The organism is Variovorax sp. GW821-FHT09D07, from assembly GCF_059416345.1.
The window spans coordinates 230157-251192 of record NZ_JBWKOY010000005.1 but is presented as its reverse complement, the minus strand read 5'-3'; the positions used below and the strand labels follow the sequence as shown (position 1 = coordinate 251192).

Here is a 21036-nt window from a genome sequence, read left to right as displayed (position 1 = left end):
GTCAATTTCACGCTTTGTTTGCGGTTGCAAACAAGTGTTGTAGTGCCTTCGAATTACTTCTGAAAAACGCCGCTGCAAGCTTCGTCAAACCGTGACGAAGTGCCGTGTGCGTGGTGTTCCCCCTTCCCATAATCGGCCGCGACTGCTGCGTCTTGTCACAGACGGCGTCGCGAGATACCAACTATCAGGGGAGCACCAAAACAATGAACCGTCATCTGCATCGCATCGTCTTCAACGCCGCCAGAGGCATGCGCATGGTGGTTCAGGAGACCGCGAACAGCACTGGCAAGGGCGCCTCCAGAGCCACGACAGTGGCAGCAGCCGGTGTGGCCGCGTTGAGTCCCATGGTGGTCGGTGCAGCGCTCGCGGGCTTGCTGGGGGCGGGGCCGGCGAGCGCGCAGATGACGGGGGCGTTCAACGTTCCCGGGACCCAGCGGCCGACCGTGCTGGTGGCTCCCAACGGCGTGCCGTTGATCAACATCCAGACGCCGTCGGCCGCGGGCGTTTCGCGCAACATCTACAACCAGTTCAACGTCGGCCCGAATGGGGCGATCCTGAACAACAGCCGCACCAATGTGCAGACGCAACTCGGCGGCATCGTCCAGGGCAATCCGTTCCTCGCAACGGGACCCGCGCGGATCATCCTGAACGAGGTCAACGGCGGCAATCCGAGCCAGTTGCGCGGCTACATCGAAGTCGGCGGGGCGAGGGCCGAAGTGATCATTGCCAACCCGGCCGGCATCAGCGTCGACGGTGGCGGCTTCATCAACGCGAGCCGCGCCACGCTCACCACCGGGGCGCCCCAGTTCAACGCGATGGGCGGGCTCGACAGTTTTCTTGTGCGCGGCGGCACGGTCACCATCGACGGTGCAGGCCTGGACGCCAGCAAGACCGACTACGCAGCCATCCTGGCCCGCGCCGTGCAAGCCAATGCGGGCATCTGGGCCAGTGAGTTGAAAGTGGTGACCGGGGCCAACCAGGTCTCGGCCGATCACAGCCAGGTTGCGCCGACCGCCGGCACCGGCGCCGCGCCCACCTTTGCGCTCGACGTGGCGGCGCTGGGCGGCATGTACGCCGGCAAGATCACATTGATCGGCACTGAAGCGGGCCTGGGCGTGCGCAACGCAGGAACCATCCAGGCCGCTCCGGGAACGCCTGTACTGGGCGGTGCCGGCCAGCTCGTCGTGACGACCGCCGGCCGCCTCGAGAACATCGGAACCCTGCAGGCCACAGCCGACGCGAACCTGGCCGTATCGAGCCTGGCCAACAGTGGCCGCATCAGCAGCGGCGGCAATCTGAAGATTGCCGCGCAAGACACGCTGGCCAATTCGATCGACGGCAAGGGCGGTACGTTGGAGGGGGCGCGCGTCGAGTTGAGCAGTGCCGCAGGCAACATCGACAACCGCAATGGCGGCACGATCCGCCAGACCAGCAGTGCGCCGCTGTCGATCTCCGCGCCGGCATTGAGCAACACGGGCGGTGGCGTGATCGGGTTGGAGCCCGTTTCGGAAACGCCGTCGCAACCCGGTGGCGGCACGGGTTCCGGCGCCGGCGGTGGCGCCAACCCTGGTGCGCCTGCGGAAGGCGGCAATTCCGGATCAGGCACAGGCTCCGGCGCAGGCGAAACAATCACACCGGCGCCCTATGTGCCTCTTTCGCCCGGTGTCATCCAGGCGGCGGGCGCCATCCTGAACGATGGCGGAAAGATCTACGCAGGCGGCCCGATCACGCTGCAGAGCGCGAACATCAACAACAACGGCGGGACCCTGAGCCTCGCCAGCATGACCGTCAACCAGCCGACCTTCGACAACCACGGCGGCACGCTCAACGTCAGCAACGGCTTCAGCGCCAACGTCGGCCAGTTCGACAACACCGGCGGCAAGCTCAATGCAGGTTCTCTGAACATCGTCACGAGCGGCGATCTGATCAACGTCGATGGCTCGCTCGCCAGCGGCAGCGATGCCAGCCTCACGGTCGGCGGCAAGGCGGACAACACGCGAGGCACGATCTCGGCCACCGGCAGTTTGACGGCGCACGTGGTGGGGGCCATGAACAACAACGCCGGCACGCTGATTGCCAATCAGGCGGTGGTGCTGGGTGCTGGCAGCCTCGACAACACCAAGGGCAGCATCCAGTCGGCGCAGGCCGGTGTGCAGGTCAACGTGGTCAATGCGCTGGTCAATGGCAGCGGTGGCTCGCTTGGCGCGGCGACCGATCTGAATGTCAAGGCGGGGTCGATCGCCAACAGCGGCAGCCTGCGGGGCGAGAACGATGCCAGCGTCGTGGTTGACGGCCAGCTGGCGAACGACGGCAGCATCACGGCAGGTCGCCATACGACGGTCGCGGCAGGCAGTGTGCAAGGTGGAACGACAGGTGTCCTCGGAGCAGGCGTCCAGAGCGACGGCAAGCTCGGCGGTGTGGGCGACCTGCATGTCACGACTTCCGGGGCGCTGGTCGCAACTGGGACCAACCTCGCGGCGGGCGATGCCATGCTGCAAGGTGCGAGCGTCGATGTGTCGGCCAGTCAGACCAGCGCGGCCAACATCGCCATCACCGCGACGCAGGGCAATGTGACCACGAGCAAGGCCACCGTCGTCACACCGGGCACCCTGAGCGTGACGGCCAATGAGCAGCCTGGCCAGACCCTGGTCAACGAAGGCGGCAAGCTCAACGCAAACCAGTTGGACCTGAAGGTCTCGAACATCGCGAACACCCAGGGCGGTGAGATCGTGCAGACTGGCACTGGCGCCACCCACATCGTGACCTCCGGAGCCATCGATAACAGCGGCGGCACGCTGGCAAGCAACGGCAGTTTGGCCTTCACCGCTGCCAGCCTGAACAACAAGGGCGGCACCTTGCGCGCAGCCCAGACATCGGACCTGACGGTCACGGTGGCAGGCCTGGTGGACAACCGCCAGGGCGAGATGAGCGCGGGTGGCACCACGACCCTGAATGCCGGCAGCCTCGACAACGATGGCGGCCGCATCACCGCAGCAGGCGATGTATCGAGCACCACGAGCGGCGCCACCAGCAATCAGAGTGGCACGATTGCTGCGAACGGCGATACCACCCTGAACGCTGGAAGCCTGAACAACAACGGTGGCGCCGTCTCCGGACTCCAGCAGTTGACGGTCAACGTCCAAGGGATGGCCGACAACACTGGCGGTACGCTGGTTGCAAAACAGGCGGTCTTGCTCAATGCCGCCGCTTTGAACAATGACAAGGGCTCGATCCAATCCACTGAAGCTGCGGCCTCACTGAATGTGAGCGGGGCCCTGACGAATGCTCAAGGCAACATCGGCGCTGCTACTGATCTGGACATCCACGCTGGCAGCCTGACAAATGGTGCGAGTGGCAGTTTGCGCGGCAGCCACGACACCACGATCGCCGTGAGCGGCCAGTTGGCAAGCGACGGCAGCATCACGGCGGGGCAGGACGCCACGATCACGGCAGGAAGCTTGCGAAGTGGCAGCACCGGCGTGCTCGGTGCCGGCATTCAGAACGACGGCAAGCTCGGCGATGTGGGCGAGTTGAGGGTCACGACCTCGGGCGCACTGGTTGCGAATGGCACCAACTTGGCGGCCGGTGACGCCGCGCTGCAGGGCGCGAGCGTTGACGTGTCGGCTAGCCAAACCAGTGCGGCCAATATCGCGATCACGGCCACGCAGGGCAACGTGACCACCAGCAAGGCCACCGTCGTCACACCCGGAACGCTCGCCATTGCCGCCAACAGCAACGTCGCGCAGACCTTGGTCAACGAGGCCGGCAAGATCAACGCGAACCAATTGGACTTGAAGCTCTCGAATCTCACGAACACGCAGGGCGGTGAGATCGTGCAGGTCGGCACAGGCCCGACCACCATCGCGATGAGCGGAACGCTGAACAACGACGGCGGACGCATTGCCAGCAACGGGCAAGACCTGACGCTGCAAGCCGCGAAGATCGGAAACGCCGGAGGGAAGATCGAACATGCGGGCCCCGGTACGCTGACCATCGGCGGTGGTCGCTTCGACGGCGCCAACGGCCAGATCACGACCAATGGCGCACTGGCGGTCGCTCTTTCGAGCGCGTTCAATCAGGATGGCGGCGTCACCAGCGCGAAGCAGATCACCATCGATGCGGGCTCCTTGAGCAACAGAGGTGGCCAGATCGTCCAGACCGGCACTGAAGCCACCCGCATCACGGTGAAGGGGGCGGTCGACAACAGCAATGGCGGTGTTCTCGCCAGCAATGGCAACACCACCATTTCCGCGGGCAGCCTCACGAACCAAGGCGGAACGATCCGCGCGGCGGAAGATTCGAGCCTCAGCTTGACGACGAGTGGCTTGCTCGACAACGGCAACAAGGGCGTGATCGGTGCGGGCAGCGATATGACGATCACTGCTGGCGGCCTGAACAATGACAGCGGCAGAGCGACAGCCGTCGGCGATCTTCATGCTGCCGTCGGCGGCGCCGCCACCAACATCGGCGGCACGCTGGCCGCGAATGGAAGCACTACGGTCGCGGCCGGCACTTTGGACAACACCCGTGGCACCGTGGCGGCGGTGGAAGGCGATCTGGCCATAACCACCACGGGCGCAACCATCAACGACAAGGGCACGCTGCAAGCGGGTGCGAATGCCACGTTGACGAACGCAGGCCTGAGCAACGTCGGCGGCAAGGTCTTCGGCGCGAGTTTGACCATCGATACGCAAAAGAGCACGCTGAACAACGCGCTCGGAACATTGGCCGCAACCACCACGGTCACCATCGGTTCGGGCCCGCTCACAAACGATGCGGGCTTGATCCAGTCCGGTGGTGCGATGGTCATCGACACGAACGGCCAGACGCTGCGCAACACCAACGCCGCCGGCTACGACAACAAGCAGGGCGGCATCACGAGTGCGGATACGCTCGACATCAAGAGCGGTGGCGTCGACAACACAGCCGGCTTCATCGGCGCGAAGAATGCGCTGACTGCCAAGACAGGTGATTTCCTGAACTCAAGCGGTGGCATGGTTCTTGGGCAATCCACAGTCGCGATCAACACGGCTCTCGGGAGTTACGACAACAGCGGTGGCAAAACGCTCGCAATGGGCGACCTCGAGATCGGCGCCATCGGCCTCGGAAATACCCAGGGCTTGATCCGCTCCGGAGCGACGACCACGATTCGCGCCGTCAACATCGGAAACGACGGCACACAGGGAACGGACCAGGGGATCGAAGGCAAGAACGTCGTCATTGACGCCGGCAACCTGAGCAATACGAACGGAGCCATTCGTGCCGACGTCGATGCCACCATCACCAGCGGCGGCACGGTCGATAACACCGGCGGTCTGATCTCCGCGGGCAACGCGCTGAGCATCCTCGACCCGAATCGCGCGAACCCCGGGGCCAAGAGCCTGAACCTCGTCAACACCAACGGCACGCTGGTGGCTGACAAGAGCTTGAAGATCGATGCGGCGATCTTCAGTGGGGATGGCAAGGCGGTGTCGGGCCAGGACCTGAGCATTGCGCTGCGCCAGGACATCGTCAACAACGGTGAGGTGGCCGCCAACGGCAACCTCAGCTACACCACGACCGGCAACTTCACCAACAACGGCAAGCTGCTGGCGGGCCAAACCCTGACGGTGGGCGGCAACAACGTCGAGAACACCGCCAACGCGGAGATGTCGGGGACCGACACCATCGTCAATGCGGCCGGGACACTGACCAACCGTGGCCTGATTGACAGCAGGGGGGCGACGCAGATCAATGCGAGCACGCTCAACAATATCGGCACCGGGCGAGTCTACGGCGACGCCGTTTCCATTGCGGTGGGCACGCTCAACAACGATGCAGAGACGGCCAATGGTGTGACCAAGGCCGCGACCATCGCGGCGCGGGCCGACTTGGACATCGGCGCCAGCACGATCAACAACCGAGAGCACGCGCTGATCTTCAGCGCCGGTGATATGCACATCGGTGGCTCGCTGGACGCGAATCGCTATGCAGCGGGACAGGGGGCAGAACTCAACAACCTGAGTGCGGACATCGAGTCACTGGGCAACATGTCCATCTCGATGGGGCAGGTCAACAACCGGGATGCTCACATCCAGAAGGGCGCACCGACAGTGACTCCGAGCGTGCTGGTCGGCATCGCGCCGGTGACGCCTGTCGGTAGCGGCGTTGGCATGACCACGATGTTCTCCCTGGACGAAGTCAATGTCGATCCTGCTAACGGGTTCGTCTATCGAAAGGACACCGGAGAACTGGTGGGCATTGGTGGCTATGGCATCTGGACCAACTTTGTCACCACCACCGAAGACACGGCTATCAATGCCGACCCCGCTCGTCTGGTAGCTGGCGGAAACATGAATGTCCAGGGGCGGCTGTACAACGAAAACAGCCAGGTACTGGCTGGAGGGACGATCACCGCCACGAGCTATGAGTCTTCCGAGCTGCAAGGCACTCGAACGATGACGGGCTTCGCTTCCGTGGTCAATAACAAGGGCCAAGTCCAGGCCGTGAACGTGCCGCTCATTGCACCGCCTCAGACGTTCTCACTTGGCAGCTACAAATACCAGCAGAACACCAATGGGACCGCTGGCTACGACGCAGGCGTGGCGCCTGTCGGCGGTTCGACAGGCGGCGCGGGCAATGCCGGTAGTGTGGGTGGCGGACAGGCGCAAACCGTTATCGTCGAGGTGCCCGCCAATGTAGGTGCTGTGGTCAAGACCGACGGCCAGAGCGCGGGCAATCTGGCCGGAACCGCTGGCGGCACTGGTGCCCAGATCGGCGCGCCGTTGGGGGGAGGTCCGGCGACCGTGAGCGCCAATGGATCGGAAAATGGAGCGGCCTCGTCAGCTCAGGGCGGCGTTACCCAGACCATCCCGATGGTCGTTCGCACCAGCACGCCCAACGTGCGTGTTCCCAACGCCAGCCTCTTCAACGTTCACTCGGGACCGGGCAGCTACCTCATCGAGACCGATCCGCGGTTCGCGAACTACCGCAACTGGCTCAGCAGCGACTATCTGCTGAACAACCTCGGGCTCGATCCGAACAACATTCTCAAGCGCCTGGGCGACGGGTTCTATGAGCAAAAGCTCATCCGGGAACAGGTCGCGCAATTGACGGGCTACCGCTACCTGGACGGCTTCAGCAACGACGACGACCAGTACACGGCGTTGATGAATGCGGGAGTGACCTTCGCGAAGCAGTACGGGCTGCGCCCAGGCATTGCGTTGACTCCAGCCCAGATGGCGCAGCTCACCAGTGACATCGTCTGGCTGGTTGAGCAGACGGTGACGTTGCCCGATGGCACGACACAGCGCGTTCTGGTGCCGCAGGTCTACGTGCGCGTGCGACCCGGCGACATTGACGGATCAGGCGCGCTGCTGGCAGGCAACCAGATCAAGATCGATGGCAAGGACAACAATCTGGTCAATACGGGCACTATCGCCGGGCGCCAGTTGGTCAGTATCAATGCGAACACCATTGACAACCTGGGCGGTCGCATCAGCGGCGGGCAGGTGGGTCTGAAGGCGCAACTCGACATCAACAACATCGGCGGCACGATCGACGCCCGGGACCAGCTCACACTGGATGCTGGGCGAGACATCAATGTGCGCACGACCACGGGCACGGCCTTGGGGAACACAGGCATCGATCGCGTCGCGGGCCTGTACGTGACCAACCCGGGCGGCACACTCGTGGCCAGCGCGGGACGAGACATCAATCTGATCGGCGCCATCGTTTCCAATCAAGGCGCTGGCGGCTTGACGTCTTTCAAGGCAAAGAACGACATCAATCTTGGCACGGTCACCACGTCGTCGACCGTCGTGGCTTTGGGCGATAAGGTGAACGGCCACACCACGACGACGCAGGAACTTGGTACGACAGTCACCACGAACGGAACCACGCTGTTCAATGCCAAGCAGGACATCAATGCCCGGCAGGCCACGGTGGATGCAGGCGGCGGTTTGTTGAGCATGCACGCCGATCGCGACATCAACATCGCATCGGGGCAGTCCGATGTGTCCGGCGGCTTTACCCAGAAGTGGAAAGAAAAGGGAACCTTCAGTCGAACCGACAACACGCTTACTGGCGAATACAGCTTCAGCACCAGCGTAGGCAGCCGTTTTTCGGGTGGTGTCGTGTCCATGGATGCTGGGAGAGATATCAGCATCGAAGGCTCGCACATCAGTGGCACACAAGGTGTAGCGATCAGTGCCGGCCGAAACCTCGCCATCGTCGAGGGACGCAACACTGGGAGCGTCAGTGCCGACTTGCAGAGCAACAAGAAAGGCATCGGCGGCTTGACTGGCTTGCTCATGGGTACGCCGACCATTCCGTCGCTACCTTATGGCAAAGCCAGCACCAAAACCGCTGGCATCGAGACAGACATGGCGTCGGCAAGCACGATCACCAGCAGCCAGGGAGGCGTATTGCTTCAGGGCGGAAATGTCTTCCTCCAAGGGGTGCAAGTCGACGCAGCCAAGGACATCAATATCAAGGGTGGCAATGTCGTAATTCAGGCTGCGACCAATAGCAGTTCGGTCACGGGATCTAACAGTTCTCGCACCAAGGGCATCGAGCCTGGCCAGATTCTTTGGCACGATCCAAGCACAGGCATCAACGCCCGCAAGACGACCGAGACGAAAGTCGAAGACAGCAATCTGACGCGCACGACCCTCAACGGGGCGAACGTGTCCATCGAGGCCGTGGATACGCTGGCAATGGCTGGTGCGACAGTGAACACGCCCGGCACGCTGGCGCTGAAAGCCGATCAGCTCATTCTGGGAACCCAGACCACCGAGCACAGCGAGCAAACCACCAGTCAAGGTCGCGACTTGGCATATCAAAAGAACAAGGACAAGGGACAAAGCGACCAAACCACCAACTACAACCAGTTCAATACAGGCAAGCTGGTGGTCACCGCGAACCACATTCAAGCGGGCCTGGGAGCCAGAGACAGTGTTGAGCAGTTGGCTAAGCAGCCGGGAATGGGTTGGGTGGACCAACTGACGAACGATCCCAAGCTCAAGGACAAGATTGAGTGGCAACGGGTCGAAGAGGCCCACAAGAACTGGAACTATGACCAGCAAGGGCTGACGCCGGAGGGGGCAGCCATCGTGACGATTGTGGTTGCGTACTTCACCGCAGGCGCAGCTTCGGAGATTGGTGCTGTTGCTGGCGAAGCTGCGGGTTCAGCGGCGACTGGTGGTGTTGCCGCCCTGGGTGAAGGGGGATTCATAGCGGCCGGGGGAGCAACCATTTCCTCCGTGGTGAGTGGCGCTGTCACAGCTGGCATCACAGCGTTGGCCAGCCAGGCTGCTGTAGCTGTCATCAACAACCAGGGCGATCTCGCTGCTGCACTGCGCGATCTGGGCAGCAGCGCCAATGTGAAGAATCTTCTAACGGCAATCGTCACGGGCGGTGTGCTCGGGGCGATGGACCTCAATCCCACGGGTGCCCCCACACTCAGTGGTGGAGCACAGCCGTTTATGGATCAACTACGGCAAAACCTGACCGCAGGTGCGGCGCGGGCCGTTGTTGGAACGGCGATCAATGGGGGTAGTTTTGAGCAGAACCTGAAGGACAGCCTGAAGAACGCCATTCTCGACACCGTTGCTGCACAAGCAGCATATGCAATTGGGGACCTGACCAAGAACGAACGGGTTCTCAATGACTTCACCAACAAGGTAGCACACGCGATTGCCGGCTGTATGGTCGGCGTTGTGCGGGCGGACAGTGCCTCTGGATGCGGTGCGGGAGCCTTGGGAGCGGCTATCGGCGAGCTGGCAGCGGAGGCCTATGGCAGACAAGCCAATACGACGCAGTTCGCCGCCCTAATTGCAGGCGTTGCTGTTGCCGTGACAGGGGGTGATGTCGCACAAATCAATCTTGGTAGTCAAGCTGGAGCCAACGCAGCCGCGAACAACTACCTGAGCCATACCGAAGCGACTCTGCGCGAGCGCTTGAAAGACAAGCAGCGGCGTGGTCAACCTCTCACCGAGGCTGAGCAGACTCAATTGAATGGGATTGAAGTCTTGGATATTGCAAGAGACTTGGCTCTACGGGATGCATGTAAGACAGAAGGCGACGTATGTAATGCAGCGCGGCGAGGGCTGAACGCGGCAATTGCTAGTTATTCATCTGGCGCAAATTCTATGACAGATGCTGGCTTGAGTGCTGCTGCGAATGCAGCAATCACAGCAGAGCGAGATCAAAATCTCGCAATCGGCAATGACCCAAATCTGGCTTCCCAAACTCTGCTTGATAGTTTTGCAGAGTTTGCCGTGCCACAAGCAACAGGTTACGTAATTGGCGGTGCTCTTGGCGCATACATTCGCGAAGCACGAATTGTTTACGCTGCGATTCAAGCCGAAAATGAGTCGATTACATTAATCCAGCAGGCGGCGAGTGCGCGGGCATTACTCCCTACCAATCTTCAAGGTCGCGGCAATATGGGTGTTGCTACGATCGACCTTCCAGGTGTTCAGTCGCAAATGGCCGCCTTTAGTGGCCTCAAAAGCCCAACTTCCACCCAAAAGGCGGCGGGCTTCGTTGGGGAAGTTTCCGAAACGTTTGCTAGCTCAGTTGTTCCTACAAATAGTTCGCGTCCATTTTTACTAAATCGCGCAGTAGACTCTGAAGCAAAGATACTAAACAATGTCGCACTTCAATTGGGTGAAAATACGTCAGCCAAGGGGGTGATAAATCTTTTTACTGAACGTCCGCCATGCCTTAGTTGCTCTGAAGTGATTAAAAAGTTTCAAACGAACTATCCAAACATAAAAATCAATGTCTATGATAATTCAGGAAAATTTGTCCCCGTGAATTAGAGGGTAAGTCATGAAAAAAAACGACAGATACACCTATCAGCTTCTGAAAAACCAAGCCTTGGAGGCGTACTACAGCTTTTCTCGAGATCAGGTGGGCGGGGAAAATCCATCTCACGCCCAAGTATTGGCGCAATTGGATTATCACTTTGATGGGACCTTTGGGGATCCCGCTGAGGAGTTGATGTTTCTGGTGATAGAGTTAATTCTTTCGGGTGGGTGGAATAAAGATATCGAGGTGTATTGCAGGGCGAAAATTGAAGAGTGGAAAGAAAAAAATGACGTGGAAGAGTTGATTAAAAAAATGGCGGATGAGGAGCTTGATTTGTTTATGCATGACCTCGAAGTTCTCAATTTGATTTGAAATCTAGCCTTTCAAGTCGAATTGAAATAATTTTTGATTATTTTGCGTTCTCGGTGCTTTCTAAAAAATCAAGAATCAGTTAAGGGAGAAAAATTGAAAACGAACTCGCGTGCCATGCTGGCCGGTGTACTGCTGAGCAGTCCTTTGTTGGCGCTAGCCCAGCAGACGCCGACGACCCCGCAGCCCTTTGTGGAGCAGCAGCGGCAGCAAGAACGCGAGCGTGCTTTGCGCGAGCAGAACGAACGCACCGTCGACCAGCGCCCGCAAGCCGCACCTCCGGCACCAACCCAGCGCATCCCCGAATCCGAGTCCCCGTGCTTTCGCATCGACCGCGTACTGCTGATCGGCGAGCAGTCCGAGTCCTTCCAATGGGCCGTAGCCGACCTGTCTGGCCCCGAGCACAACGATTCCCCCATCGGCCGCTGCCTTGGTACCGCCGGTGTCAACGCCGTCCTCGCACGCGCCCAGCAGGCAGTCATCGCGCGCGGTTACGTGACCACCCGGGTGCTGGCCGCACCGCAGGATCTCTCGACGGGCACTTTGACCTTGTCGCTCGTGCCCGGCCGCATCGCCGCCATTCGATTGACGCCGGACTCGTCGCCCGCGTTGCTCGGAAGTTCAGCGCTACTGACCTCAGCCATCCCAGCACGCCCCGGCGATCTGCTGAACCTGCGCGACATCGAGCAGGGCCTCGAAAACCTCAAGCGCGCTCCGACCGCAGAAGCCGACATCCAGATTGAGCCCTCCACCGCGCCCAATGCAAAGCCCGGCGACAGCGATCTCGTCGTCAAGTACGCGCAGTCCAAGAAATGGCGCGTCGCGCTGAGCCTGGACGACAGCGGCACCAAGGCCACGGGGCGCAACCAGGCCGGTGTCACGGTGTCGGTGGACAGCCCTCTGGGCCTGAATGACCTGTTCTACGTCAGCGCCAACCACAGCATCAACAGCCATTTCCTGTCCGAGCCCAGCTACGGCACCGAAGGCCAGACGCTGCATTACTCGTTGCCGTACGGCCACTGGCTGCTGGGCTTCACGGCCTCCAACAGCCAGTACCACCAGAGCATCGCCGGCCTGAGCCAGGACTACATCTACGCGGGCAAGTCCAACAACGCCGAGGTCAAACTCTCGCGCTTGCTCTACCGTGACCAGAGCCGCAAGACGACGATGGCGATCAAGGGCTGGCGGCGTGAGTCGCGCAATTTCGTCGATGACACCGAGGTCGACGTGCAGCATCGCGTGGTGGGCGGTTGGGAGTTGAGCCTGAACCACAAGGAGTTCATTGGCGAGGCCACCCTCGAAGGCACGCTGGCCTACAAGCGCGGCACGGGAGGCTTTGGTTCGCGTGCGGTGCCTGAAGAAGAGTTCGGGGAAGGCACTTCGCGACTGAAGCTCTACACGGCCGAGATCAGCCTCAACGCACCGTTCAAGCTCGGCGAACAGAAGCTGCGCTACTCGGGCCTGGTCCGCGCGCAGTGGAACCGCACGCCGCTGACGCCGCAAGATCGCTTCGCCATCGGCGGGCGCTACACCGTGCGTGGCTTCGACGGCGAAACCAGCCTGATGGGCGAGCGCGGCGTCTTGATCCGCAACGACGTCGGCTGGGCTATGGGGCAGAGTGGGGCGGAGCTCTATACAGGCCTGGACTACGGCCATGTCGGCGGTCGCTCCACGGCCGATCTGCTGGGCCGTCATCTGGCGGGGGCTGTCATCGGCGTTCGTGGCCAATGGAGCAAGTTGAGCTACGACTTCTTCGTTGGCGCTCCTGTTGCCAAGCCCGAGGGCTATCGCACGGCGAAGGTCACGCTCGGGTTCAATCTCAACGCGAGCTTTTGACAGAGCTTGATCACCGATCCGCCTATGGACCCCAAGCCCACAGTGATGCAAGACAGCGAGATCAGCATGCATGGAAATTTCAAAGCCCTTGCGGCTTTCGCATCGGCCGCCGCAGTGATGCTCGCTGGCTGCGCCGCAGCGCCGTACCGCGCGCCTGGCACCGAGACGGCTCCGCTTTCCAGCCTTGCCGTCGTCAAGTCTGGGCCGCGCGGAGCGTCCTACTTTCACTCGATCGATGGAGAAAGAGTGCCCCATGTGCTTCTGCCCGTGGACCGCTGGGAAATAGTGCCCGGCGAGCACGCCGTGGTGGTCGGGCTCAGGACGCACCCGCAATTCCAGGCGAGCACCATCCCCATGAAGTTCGTCGCGCACGCTGGGAAGGCCTACGTGATCCAGTATGAAGTCAAGACATCGTGGGGCCGCGGCACGTGGCGTGGATGGATCGAAGACGAGAGCGGTACGACGGTCTCGTTCCCGGACACGGCCCGGTCGAGCCCGGTGAGCAAGTAGAGCGGCCGATCATCCGTTCCGTGCTGCAACTGTTGGCGGGCGGCCGTCGACCTTCTTCGTGAAGCCTTGAGACCACCTCGCCGGCAACACGAATCGCCCAGGCGACGGAGGAAAGCCTGACGCGGCGCAATACTCGACGCGCATCGATCCCCCGAAAGGCCTCCCCCGTGCACATCCAGCCCCTCTTCGCCATCGAGGCGCGCGACGAGCTTCACCGGCTCATGCGCGCCTACCCGCTGGCCACGCTCTTCACGGTTGCGGGCGGGGCGGTCGATGCCAACCTGCTGCCGCTGGAGGTGATCGATCGCGGGGCCCACGGTGTGTTGGCAGGTCATGTGGCCCGCAGCCATGCGCTGTGGAGCAGCGAAGCGCGACATGGTTGTGACGTCACCGTCGTCTTCCAGAGCCCGAACGCGTTCATCTCCCCGCGCTGGTACGTCAACGGCCAGCGCAGCGGGCGATTGGCGCCGAGCTGGAACTACATCGCGGTGCAGGCGACGGGCCGCTTGCGGTTCATCGAAGACGCCGCCTGGCTGCGCTCGCACCTCGAAGCGCTGACGCGGTCGCAGGAAGCGGGGCGCGACGAGCCTTGGTCGCTCGCCGATGCATCGCCCGAGTTCGTCGACGACGCGTTGCAGCGGCTGGTCGGGTTCGAGGTCGACATCCTCGCGCTGAGCGGCAAGCGCTTTCTCTCGCAGCAGCGCACCGAGGCCGACCGGCGCAGCCTGGTCGAGCACCTGTCCCGAGAAGAATCGCTGCCGGCACGTGCGCTGGCAGCGCTGATCCAGCCCTGAGAGGAGGCCGGGAAAGGCGCCCCTCAGCGCCGCTGCAACCGCGGATTCTTCGCAAACAGCTCCGCCGCCCAGTCCACAAACGCCCGCACCTTCGCGCTCAGGTGCCGGTTCGGCGGGTACACCACGTGGATCGGCAGCGGGTCGCGCTGCCAGTCGGCCAGCACTTCGACAAGTTCGCCGCTTTCCAGCAGCGGCTCGGCGGTGAAGGTGATGCACTGCGACAGGCCGAAGCCCGCGAGCACCGCCGTCATGTGCGCATTGCTCTCGTTGACCGACACGCGGTAGGGGCCGTTGAGTTCGATGTACTCGTCGCCCTTCTTGAACTCGTGCGGGTACACGCGCCGGGTGGTGCCCGAGAAGTAGCTCACGACGTGGTGGCGCTTCTCGATGTCGTTCGGATGCTGCGGCGCACCATAGCGCTTGATGTAGGCCGGCGAGGCCACGGTGACGAAGTGCAGGGTGCCGATGCGGCGGGCCACCAGCGACTGGTCGCTGAGCTCGCCGGCGCGGATCACGCAGTCGACGTTGTCGCTGATCAGGTCGACGGTGCGGTCGCTCACGCCCAGGTCGACCTGGATGTCGGGGTAGCGGTCGCAGAAGCTGGCCAGGTTGGGCAGGATGATCTGCTGCGCCACCGAGGTGCCCACGTCGATGCGCAGCCGCCCCGTGGGGTTGGCCTGCGCGTTCGTCATGCTGGCTTCCATGTCGTCGAAGTCGTTCAGCAGCCGCGCGGCGCGCTCGAAGTAGGCGGCGCCGTCGGGCGTGACGGTGACGCGCCGCGTCGTGCGGTTGAGCAGCTTCACGCGCAGGCGCGATTCCAGCGCCTGGATCTGCTTGGTGACGGTGCCCTTGGGCAGGGCCAGAGAGTCGGCGGCACGGGTGAAGGTGCCGGCTTCGACCACGCGGACAAAGATCCGCATTGCCTGGATTTGATCCATCGAATGCCTGTTCAGGGAGACCGGCGTATGCCGGAAGGAGGCGGATTCTCACACAAGGAATGCGCCCCTACGGTATGCCCGATTGTTCTCCGTTTGGAAACAGAGTAGGGCCGTGTTTCCTGTTTCAACGCGCTTGTAGCGCCTTATATTTCAACCATCGCCCATCCCCCTGAGGTCGCCCATGTCACCCCGTCCATCGTCCCGGTCCGCTGAAGCTGCTGCGCTTGCCGCGGCGCAAGGCGTGGAGTCCGATCTGTCGATCGAGCTGCCCGGCCGCGAGCCCGTGGCTGCCCGTGTCTACGGTCAGCGTCCGCGGGGCGAGACCGTGCCGCTGGTGCTGCATTTCCATGGCGGCACCTTCATCTGCGGCAACCTGGACAACGGCCGCAACGTGGCCCGGCTGCTGGCCGGCGCGGGTGCGGTGGTGGTCTCGCTCGACTACCCGCTGGCCCCGGCAGCCCCGTTCCCGGAGCCGGTCGAGGTGGGTTATGCGGCGCTCGAATGGCTCTACAAGCAGCGCGTGAAGCTCGGCGGCAAGGGCGCCCAGGTGTACCTGGCCGGCGAAGAGGCCGGCGGCAACCTGGCGGCCAGCGTGGCCCTGGTGGCCCGCGACCGCGCCCATCCGCCGCTGGCAGGCCAGATCCTGCTGTCGCCGATGCTCGACCCGTGCGCCGGCACCGCCTCGCTGCGCAATGCGACCAACGACGCCGCCGAATGCCGCTGGGCCACGGGCTGGGCCAAGTACCTGAGCTGTCCGTCGAACGCCACGCACCCCTATGCGGTGCCGAGCGGATCGCTGCGGCTGGCCGCCCTGGCGCCGGCGCTGGTGCTGGTGGGGCCCGACGACGCGATGCGCGACGAGGCCATGACCTTCGCGGGCCGCCTGCGCTCGGCCGGCATCGAGGTCACGAGCAGCGTGCTGACCGGCGCCGACAACTGGCCCAAGGCCCTGTACGACACCGAGGCCGTGGGATGCGCATCCTGCGAAGCCAGCGTGCAGCAGCACTTCCGCGAGTTCTTCAGCGCCACCACACCGCCCCCGGCGGTCCCTGAGCCCAGCTAGGCCCGCGAGGGTCCGCTCCGCCCCCTGAACCAAGCCGCCGCCTCCACCGAGGCGGGTGGCAGGGCTTTCTGTTCTCCGAATTCCGCCTCCTGACGCCGCCGGCGCCGGGATGGCCTGTTGCATCCCGAAAAAGTCATCGAGAAGGACGAACCATCATGTCGAACAAGAACGAACACACGCTGTCTTCCGCCGCCCGCAAGAGCCTGTGGCCCGCCGTCACCGGCCTCACCGCGGTGCTGGCCGTGGCCGCCGCGGTGGTGGGCATGTACAGCTTCAAGGCCGAGGCCACCGCCCCGGTCGCCGCGCAACAGGGCACCCCGGTGTCGGTCGCCACCGTGGCGTCGAGCGAGATCAACGCCTGGGACGAGTTCTCGGGCCGGCTCGAAGCCGTGCAGCGCGTCGACGTGCGCTCCCGCGTGGCAGGCGCGGTGCAGGCGGTGCACTTCCGCGAAGGCGCGCTGGTGAAGCAGGGCGACCTGCTCATCACCATCGACCCGGCGCCGTACGCCGCCGAGGTGGAGCGTGCCGAAGCGCAGGTGGCGTCGGCCCAAGCCCGCCAGGCCTTCAGCCGCAGCGAGCAGGAACGTGCCCGCCGCCTGTGGGACGAGCAGGCCATCGCGCAGCGTGAACTGGACGAGCGCGTGAACGCCGGCCGCGAAGCCGAAGCCAACCTGCGCGCCGCGCAAGCCTCGCTGCAGACCGCACGCCTGAGCCTGGGCTACACCCAGGTGCGCGCACCGGTCTCGGGCCGCATCGGCAAGCTCGAGGTGACCGTGGGCAACCTGGTGGCCGCCGGCCCCGGCGCACCCGTGCTGACCACGCTGGTGTCGGTGAGCCCGATCTACGCGAGCTTCGACGCCGACGAGCAGGTCATCACCCGCGCGCTGAAGGACCTGCCGGCCAACGCCGGCGCCCGTGGCCAGATCGACACGATCCCCGTGCAGATGGGCACCGCTGGTCTCGAGGGCACGCCCTTCACCGGCAAGCTGCAGCTGATCGACAACCAGGTCGACGCCCGCAGCGGCACCGTGCGTGTGCGCGCTTCGTTCGACAACAAGGACGGCGCGCTCATTCCCGGCCAGTTCGCCCGCATCCGCATGGGCCAGGCCCGCAACGACACCGCGCTGCTGGTGAGCGAGCGTGCCATCGGCACCGACCAGAACAAGAAGTTCGTGATGGTCGTGGGCGACGACAACAAGGCCATGTACCGCGAGGTGACGCTGGGCGCGCCCATCAACGGCCTGCGCGTGGTGAGCAAGGGCCTGAAGGCCGGCGACCGCGTGGTGGTGAACGGCCTGCAGCACATCCGCCCGGGTGCGCTGGTGGTGCCGCAGACCGTGACCATGGACGCCAAGCTCGATACGAAGCAACAACAACCGGAACGCGTGGCCGAGGCCGCGAAGTCCTGATTTCGGAGGAGGGCGCCCTGGCGCCCGCCGGAGAACCAACATGAATCTCTCAAAATTCTTCATCGACAGGCCGATCTTTGCCGGCGTGCTGTCGCTACTGATGCTGATCGCCGGCCTGATTGCGCTGCGCGGTCTGCCGATCTCGGAGTACCCCGAAGTCGCGCCGCCTTCGGTGGTGGTGCGCGCAACGTACCCCGGCGCCAACCCCAAGGTGATCGCTGAAACGGTGGCCACGCCGCTCGAAGAGCAGATCAACGGCGTCGAAGGCATGCTCTACATGGGCAGCCAGGCGACGACCGACGGCGTGATGACGCTCACGGTCACCTTCCGCCTCGGCACCGATCCCGACAAGGCCCAGCAGCTGGTGCAGAACCGCGTCTCGCAAGCCGAGCCGCGCCTGCCCGAGGAAGTGCGGCGCCTGGGCATCACGACCGTCAAGAGCGCACCCGACCTGACGATGGTGGTCCACCTCGTCTCGCCGAACAACCGCTACGACATCAACTACCTGCGCAACTACGCGGTGCTGAACGTGAAGGACCCGCTCGCGCGCATCGAAGGCGTGGGCCAGGTGCAGATCTTCGGCGGCGGTGACTACTCCATGCGCGTCTGGCTCGACCCGCAGAAGGTCGCGCAGCGTGGCCTCTCGGCTTCCGACGTGGTGGCTGCCATTCGTGGCCAGAACGTGCAGGCCGCGGCCGGCGTGGTCGGCGCATCGCCGGGCCTGTCGGGCGTGGACATGCAGCTGTCGATCAATGCGCAAGGGCGCCTGCAGAGCGAAGAAGAGTTCGGCGACATCATCGTCAAGAGCGGCACCGACGGCGCCGTCACGCGCCTTCGCGACATCGGCCGCCTCGAAATGGGCGCCGCCGACTACTCGCTGCGTTCGCTGCTGAACAACGACCCGGCCGTCGGTATGGGCGTGTTCCAGGCACCGGGCTCCAACGCACTCGACATCTCGTCCAACGTTCGCAAGACGATGGAAGAGCTGAACAAGAACATGCCGGAAGGCCTGGAATACCGCATCGCCTACGACCCGACGCAGTTCGTGCGCGCATCGATCGAATCGGTGATCCACACGCTGCTCGAAGCCATCGCGCTGGTGGTGCTGGTGGTGATCCTGTTCCTGCAAACGTGGCGCGCCTCCATCATTCCGCTGCTGGCTGTGCCGGTGTCGGTGATCGGTACCTTCGCGGTGCTGCACGTCCTCGGTTTCTCGATCAACGCGCTGAGCCTGTTCGGGCTGGTGCTGGCGATCGGCATCGTGGTGGACGACGCCATCGTGGTGGTGGAGAACGTCGAGCGCAACATCGAGGCGGGGCTCACACCGCGTGAAGCCACGTACCGCGCGATGCGCGAAGTGTCGGGCCCCATCATTGCGATCGCCCTGGTGCTCGTGGCCGTGTTCGTGCCGCTGGCGTTCATCAGCGGTCTCACGGGCCAGTTCTACAAGCAGTTCGCGGTGACCATCGCGATCTCGACGGTGATCTCGGCCATCAACTCGCTGACGCTGTCGCCGGCCCTGGCAGCACTGCTGCTGCGCGGCCACGACCAGCCGAAGGACGCCCTGACGCGCGGCATGGACAAGGCCTTTGGCTGGCTGTTCCGCGGCTTCAACAAGTTCTTCCATCGCGGCTCCGAGGCCTACAGCGGCGGTGTCAAGCGCGTGATCTCGCGCAAGACGCTGATGCTGGTGATCTACCTGGCGCTGGTCGGCGTGACCTTCGGCCTCTTCAAGGCGGTGCCCAGCGGCTTCGTGCCGGCGCAGGACAAGCAGTACCTCATCGGTTTTGCCCAGCTGCCCGACGGCGCCACGCTCGACCGCACGGAAGAGGTGATCACCCGCATGGGCGAGATCATGAAGAAGAACCCGAACGTGGAAGACGCCATTGCCTTCCCGGGCCTGTCGATCAACGGCTTCACCAACAGCTCGAACTCGGGCATCGTGTTCGCCACGCTCAAGCCCTTCGACCAGCGCAAGCGCGCCGACCAGAGCGGTGGTGCGGTGGCGGGCCAGCTCAACGGTGCGTTCTCGAGCATCCAGGACGCGTTCATCGTGATGTTCCCGCCGCCGCCGGTGGCAGGCCTGGGCACGACCGGCGGCTTCAAGCTGCAGATCGAAGACCGCGCCTCGGTCGGCTACGACCAGATGGACGTCGCGGTGAAGGCCTTCATGGCCAAAGCGTATGCAGCGCCTGAACTGACGGGCATGTTCACGAGCTGGCAGGTCAACGTGCCGCAGCTGTACGCCGACATCGACCGCACCAAGGCGCGCCAGCTCGGCGTGCCGGTGACGGACATCTTCGACACGATGCAGATCTACCTGGGCAGCCTGTACGCCAACGACTTCAACAAGTTCGGCCGCACGTACTCCGTGCGCGTCCAGGCCGATGCGCCGTACCGCGCCCGTGCCGAAGACGTGGGCATGCTGAAGGTGCGCTCGACCTCTGGCGAGATGGTGCCGCTGGCCGCGCTGATGAAGGTCAACTCGACCTTCGGCCCGGAACGCGCCATGCGCTACAACGGCTACCTGGCCGCCGACATCAACGGCGGCCCGGCCCCCGGCTATTCGTCGGGCCAGGCGCAGGACGTGATCACCAAGATCGCGGCCGAGACGCTGCCCAAGGGCGTGAGCTTCGAGTGGACCGAGCTGACCTACCAGGAAATCCTGGCCGGCAACTCCGCCTTCCTGGTGTTCCCGCTGGCGATCCTGCTGGTGTTCCTGGTGCTGGCCGCGCAGTACGAAAGCCTGACGCTGCCGATCGCGATCATCCTGATCGTGCCGATGGGCATCATGGCCGCGATGGCGGGCGTGTGGATCTCGGGAGGCGACAACAACGTCTTCACGCAGATCGGGTTGATCGTGCTGGTGGGGCTGAGTGCGAAGAACGCGATCCTGATCGTGGAGTTCGCACGGGAGCTGGAGTTCGCCGGACGCACGCCCATCCAGGCCGCGATCGAAGCCAGCCGCCTGCGCCTGCGCCCGATCCTGATGACCTCGCTGGCCTTCGTGATGGGTGTGCTGCCCCTCGTGCTCTCGACCGGCGCGGGCTCCGAGATGCGCAAGGCGATGGGCGTGGCGGTGTTCGCCGGAATGATCGGCGTGACGGCCTTCGGCCTGTTCCTGACGCCGGTGTTCTATGTGCTGATGCGCCGCCTGGCGGGCAACCGGCCGCTCAAGCTGCACGGCGAAGTGCCGCACGGCGACGACTTCGTGTCGGCCGACCATCCGGTGGTGCCTTCGCACGGTGGCGGTGGTGGCGGTCTGCACCCGGTGCCGGCCTCGCCGCGCCCCTCGCATGGCGCGCATGACTGATCGACAAGAA

At 63.6% G+C, this 21036-nt stretch carries 9 protein-coding genes; 8 read left to right on the top strand and 1 reads right to left on the bottom strand.

The window, feature by feature from the left end:
* Positions 1-203 precede the first annotated feature (203 nt).
* The 5 genes from AC07OX_RS19890 (at position 204) to AC07OX_RS19870 (ending at position 14303) form a co-directional block, all read left to right on the top strand.
* A complete protein-coding gene (locus AC07OX_RS19890) occupies positions 204-10805 on the top strand; it encodes a two-partner secretion domain-containing protein (RefSeq protein ID WP_495261637.1) in 10602 nt (3533 codons plus the stop codon).
* Between the two features lie 10 nt (positions 10806-10815).
* Complete coding sequence (locus AC07OX_RS19885; protein ID WP_495261636.1) at positions 10816-11166, top strand: hypothetical protein; 351 nt, start codon at positions 10816-10818, stop codon at positions 11164-11166.
* A gap of 114 nt (positions 11167-11280) precedes the next feature.
* Entirely contained in the window at positions 11281-12999 is a 1719-nt protein-coding gene (locus AC07OX_RS19880; protein WP_492696453.1) for a ShlB/FhaC/HecB family hemolysin secretion/activation protein, read from the top strand.
* A 24-nt stretch (positions 13000-13023) separates the two neighbouring features.
* Entirely contained in the window at positions 13024-13509 is a 486-nt protein-coding gene (locus AC07OX_RS19875) for a hypothetical protein (RefSeq protein ID WP_492695993.1), read from the top strand.
* Positions 13510-13676: 167 nt separating this feature from the next.
* Positions 13677-14303 carry an FMN-binding negative transcriptional regulator gene (locus AC07OX_RS19870; RefSeq protein WP_495261635.1) on the top strand — a complete coding sequence of 209 codons (627 nt, stop codon included), beginning with the start codon at positions 13677-13679 and terminating at the stop codon, positions 14301-14303.
* Between the two features lie 23 nt (positions 14304-14326).
* Here the strand turns inward: AC07OX_RS19870 and AC07OX_RS19865 are convergent, their stop codons facing one another.
* Positions 14327-15241, bottom strand: coding sequence for a LysR family transcriptional regulator (locus AC07OX_RS19865; protein ID WP_159271942.1), 915 nt, complete (start codon positions 15239-15241; stop codon positions 14327-14329).
* A 181-nt stretch (positions 15242-15422) separates the two neighbouring features.
* On the opposite strand from AC07OX_RS19865, the gene AC07OX_RS19860 reads away from it, so the two are divergent.
* The 3 genes from AC07OX_RS19860 (at position 15423) to AC07OX_RS19850 (ending at position 21026) form a co-directional block, all read left to right on the top strand.
* The gene (locus tag AC07OX_RS19860; RefSeq protein WP_070060505.1) at positions 15423-16304 is read left to right on the top strand and encodes an alpha/beta hydrolase fold domain-containing protein; all 882 of its coding nucleotides are present in this window, start codon (positions 15423-15425) and stop codon (positions 16302-16304) included.
* A gap of 155 nt (positions 16305-16459) precedes the next feature.
* Complete coding sequence (locus tag AC07OX_RS19855; protein ID WP_487847065.1) at positions 16460-17713, top strand: efflux RND transporter periplasmic adaptor subunit; 1254 nt, start codon at positions 16460-16462, stop codon at positions 17711-17713.
* Between the two features lie 40 nt (positions 17714-17753).
* On the top strand, positions 17754-21026 hold the full coding sequence (locus AC07OX_RS19850) for an efflux RND transporter permease subunit (protein WP_495261634.1): 3273 nt from the start codon (positions 17754-17756) through the stop codon (positions 21024-21026).
* The last annotated feature ends 10 nt before the right edge of the window (positions 21027-21036 follow it).

What these genes read in the sequence shown, in the direction of transcription:
- AC07OX_RS19850 (WP_495261634.1), top strand. Translation starts at nt 17,754, where the DNA reads ATGAATCTCTCAAAATTCTTCATCGACAGGCCGATCTTTGCCGGCGTG.
- AC07OX_RS19880 (WP_492696453.1), top strand. Translation starts at nt 11,281, where the DNA reads ATGCTGGCCGGTGTACTGCTGAGCAGTCCTTTGTTGGCGCTAGCCCAG.
- AC07OX_RS19860 (WP_070060505.1), top strand. Translation starts at nt 15,423, where the DNA reads ATGTCACCCCGTCCATCGTCCCGGTCCGCTGAAGCTGCTGCGCTTGCC.
- AC07OX_RS19885 (WP_495261636.1), top strand. Translation starts at nt 10,816, where the DNA reads ATGAAAAAAAACGACAGATACACCTATCAGCTTCTGAAAAACCAAGCC.
- AC07OX_RS19865 (WP_159271942.1), bottom strand. Translation starts at nt 15,241, where the DNA reads ATGGATCAAATCCAGGCAATGCGGATCTTTGTCCGCGTGGTCGAAGCC.
- AC07OX_RS19855 (WP_487847065.1), top strand. Translation starts at nt 16,460, where the DNA reads ATGTCGAACAAGAACGAACACACGCTGTCTTCCGCCGCCCGCAAGAGC.
- AC07OX_RS19875 (WP_492695993.1), top strand. Translation starts at nt 13,024, where the DNA reads ATGGACCCCAAGCCCACAGTGATGCAAGACAGCGAGATCAGCATGCAT.
- AC07OX_RS19890 (WP_495261637.1), top strand. Translation starts at nt 204, where the DNA reads ATGAACCGTCATCTGCATCGCATCGTCTTCAACGCCGCCAGAGGCATG.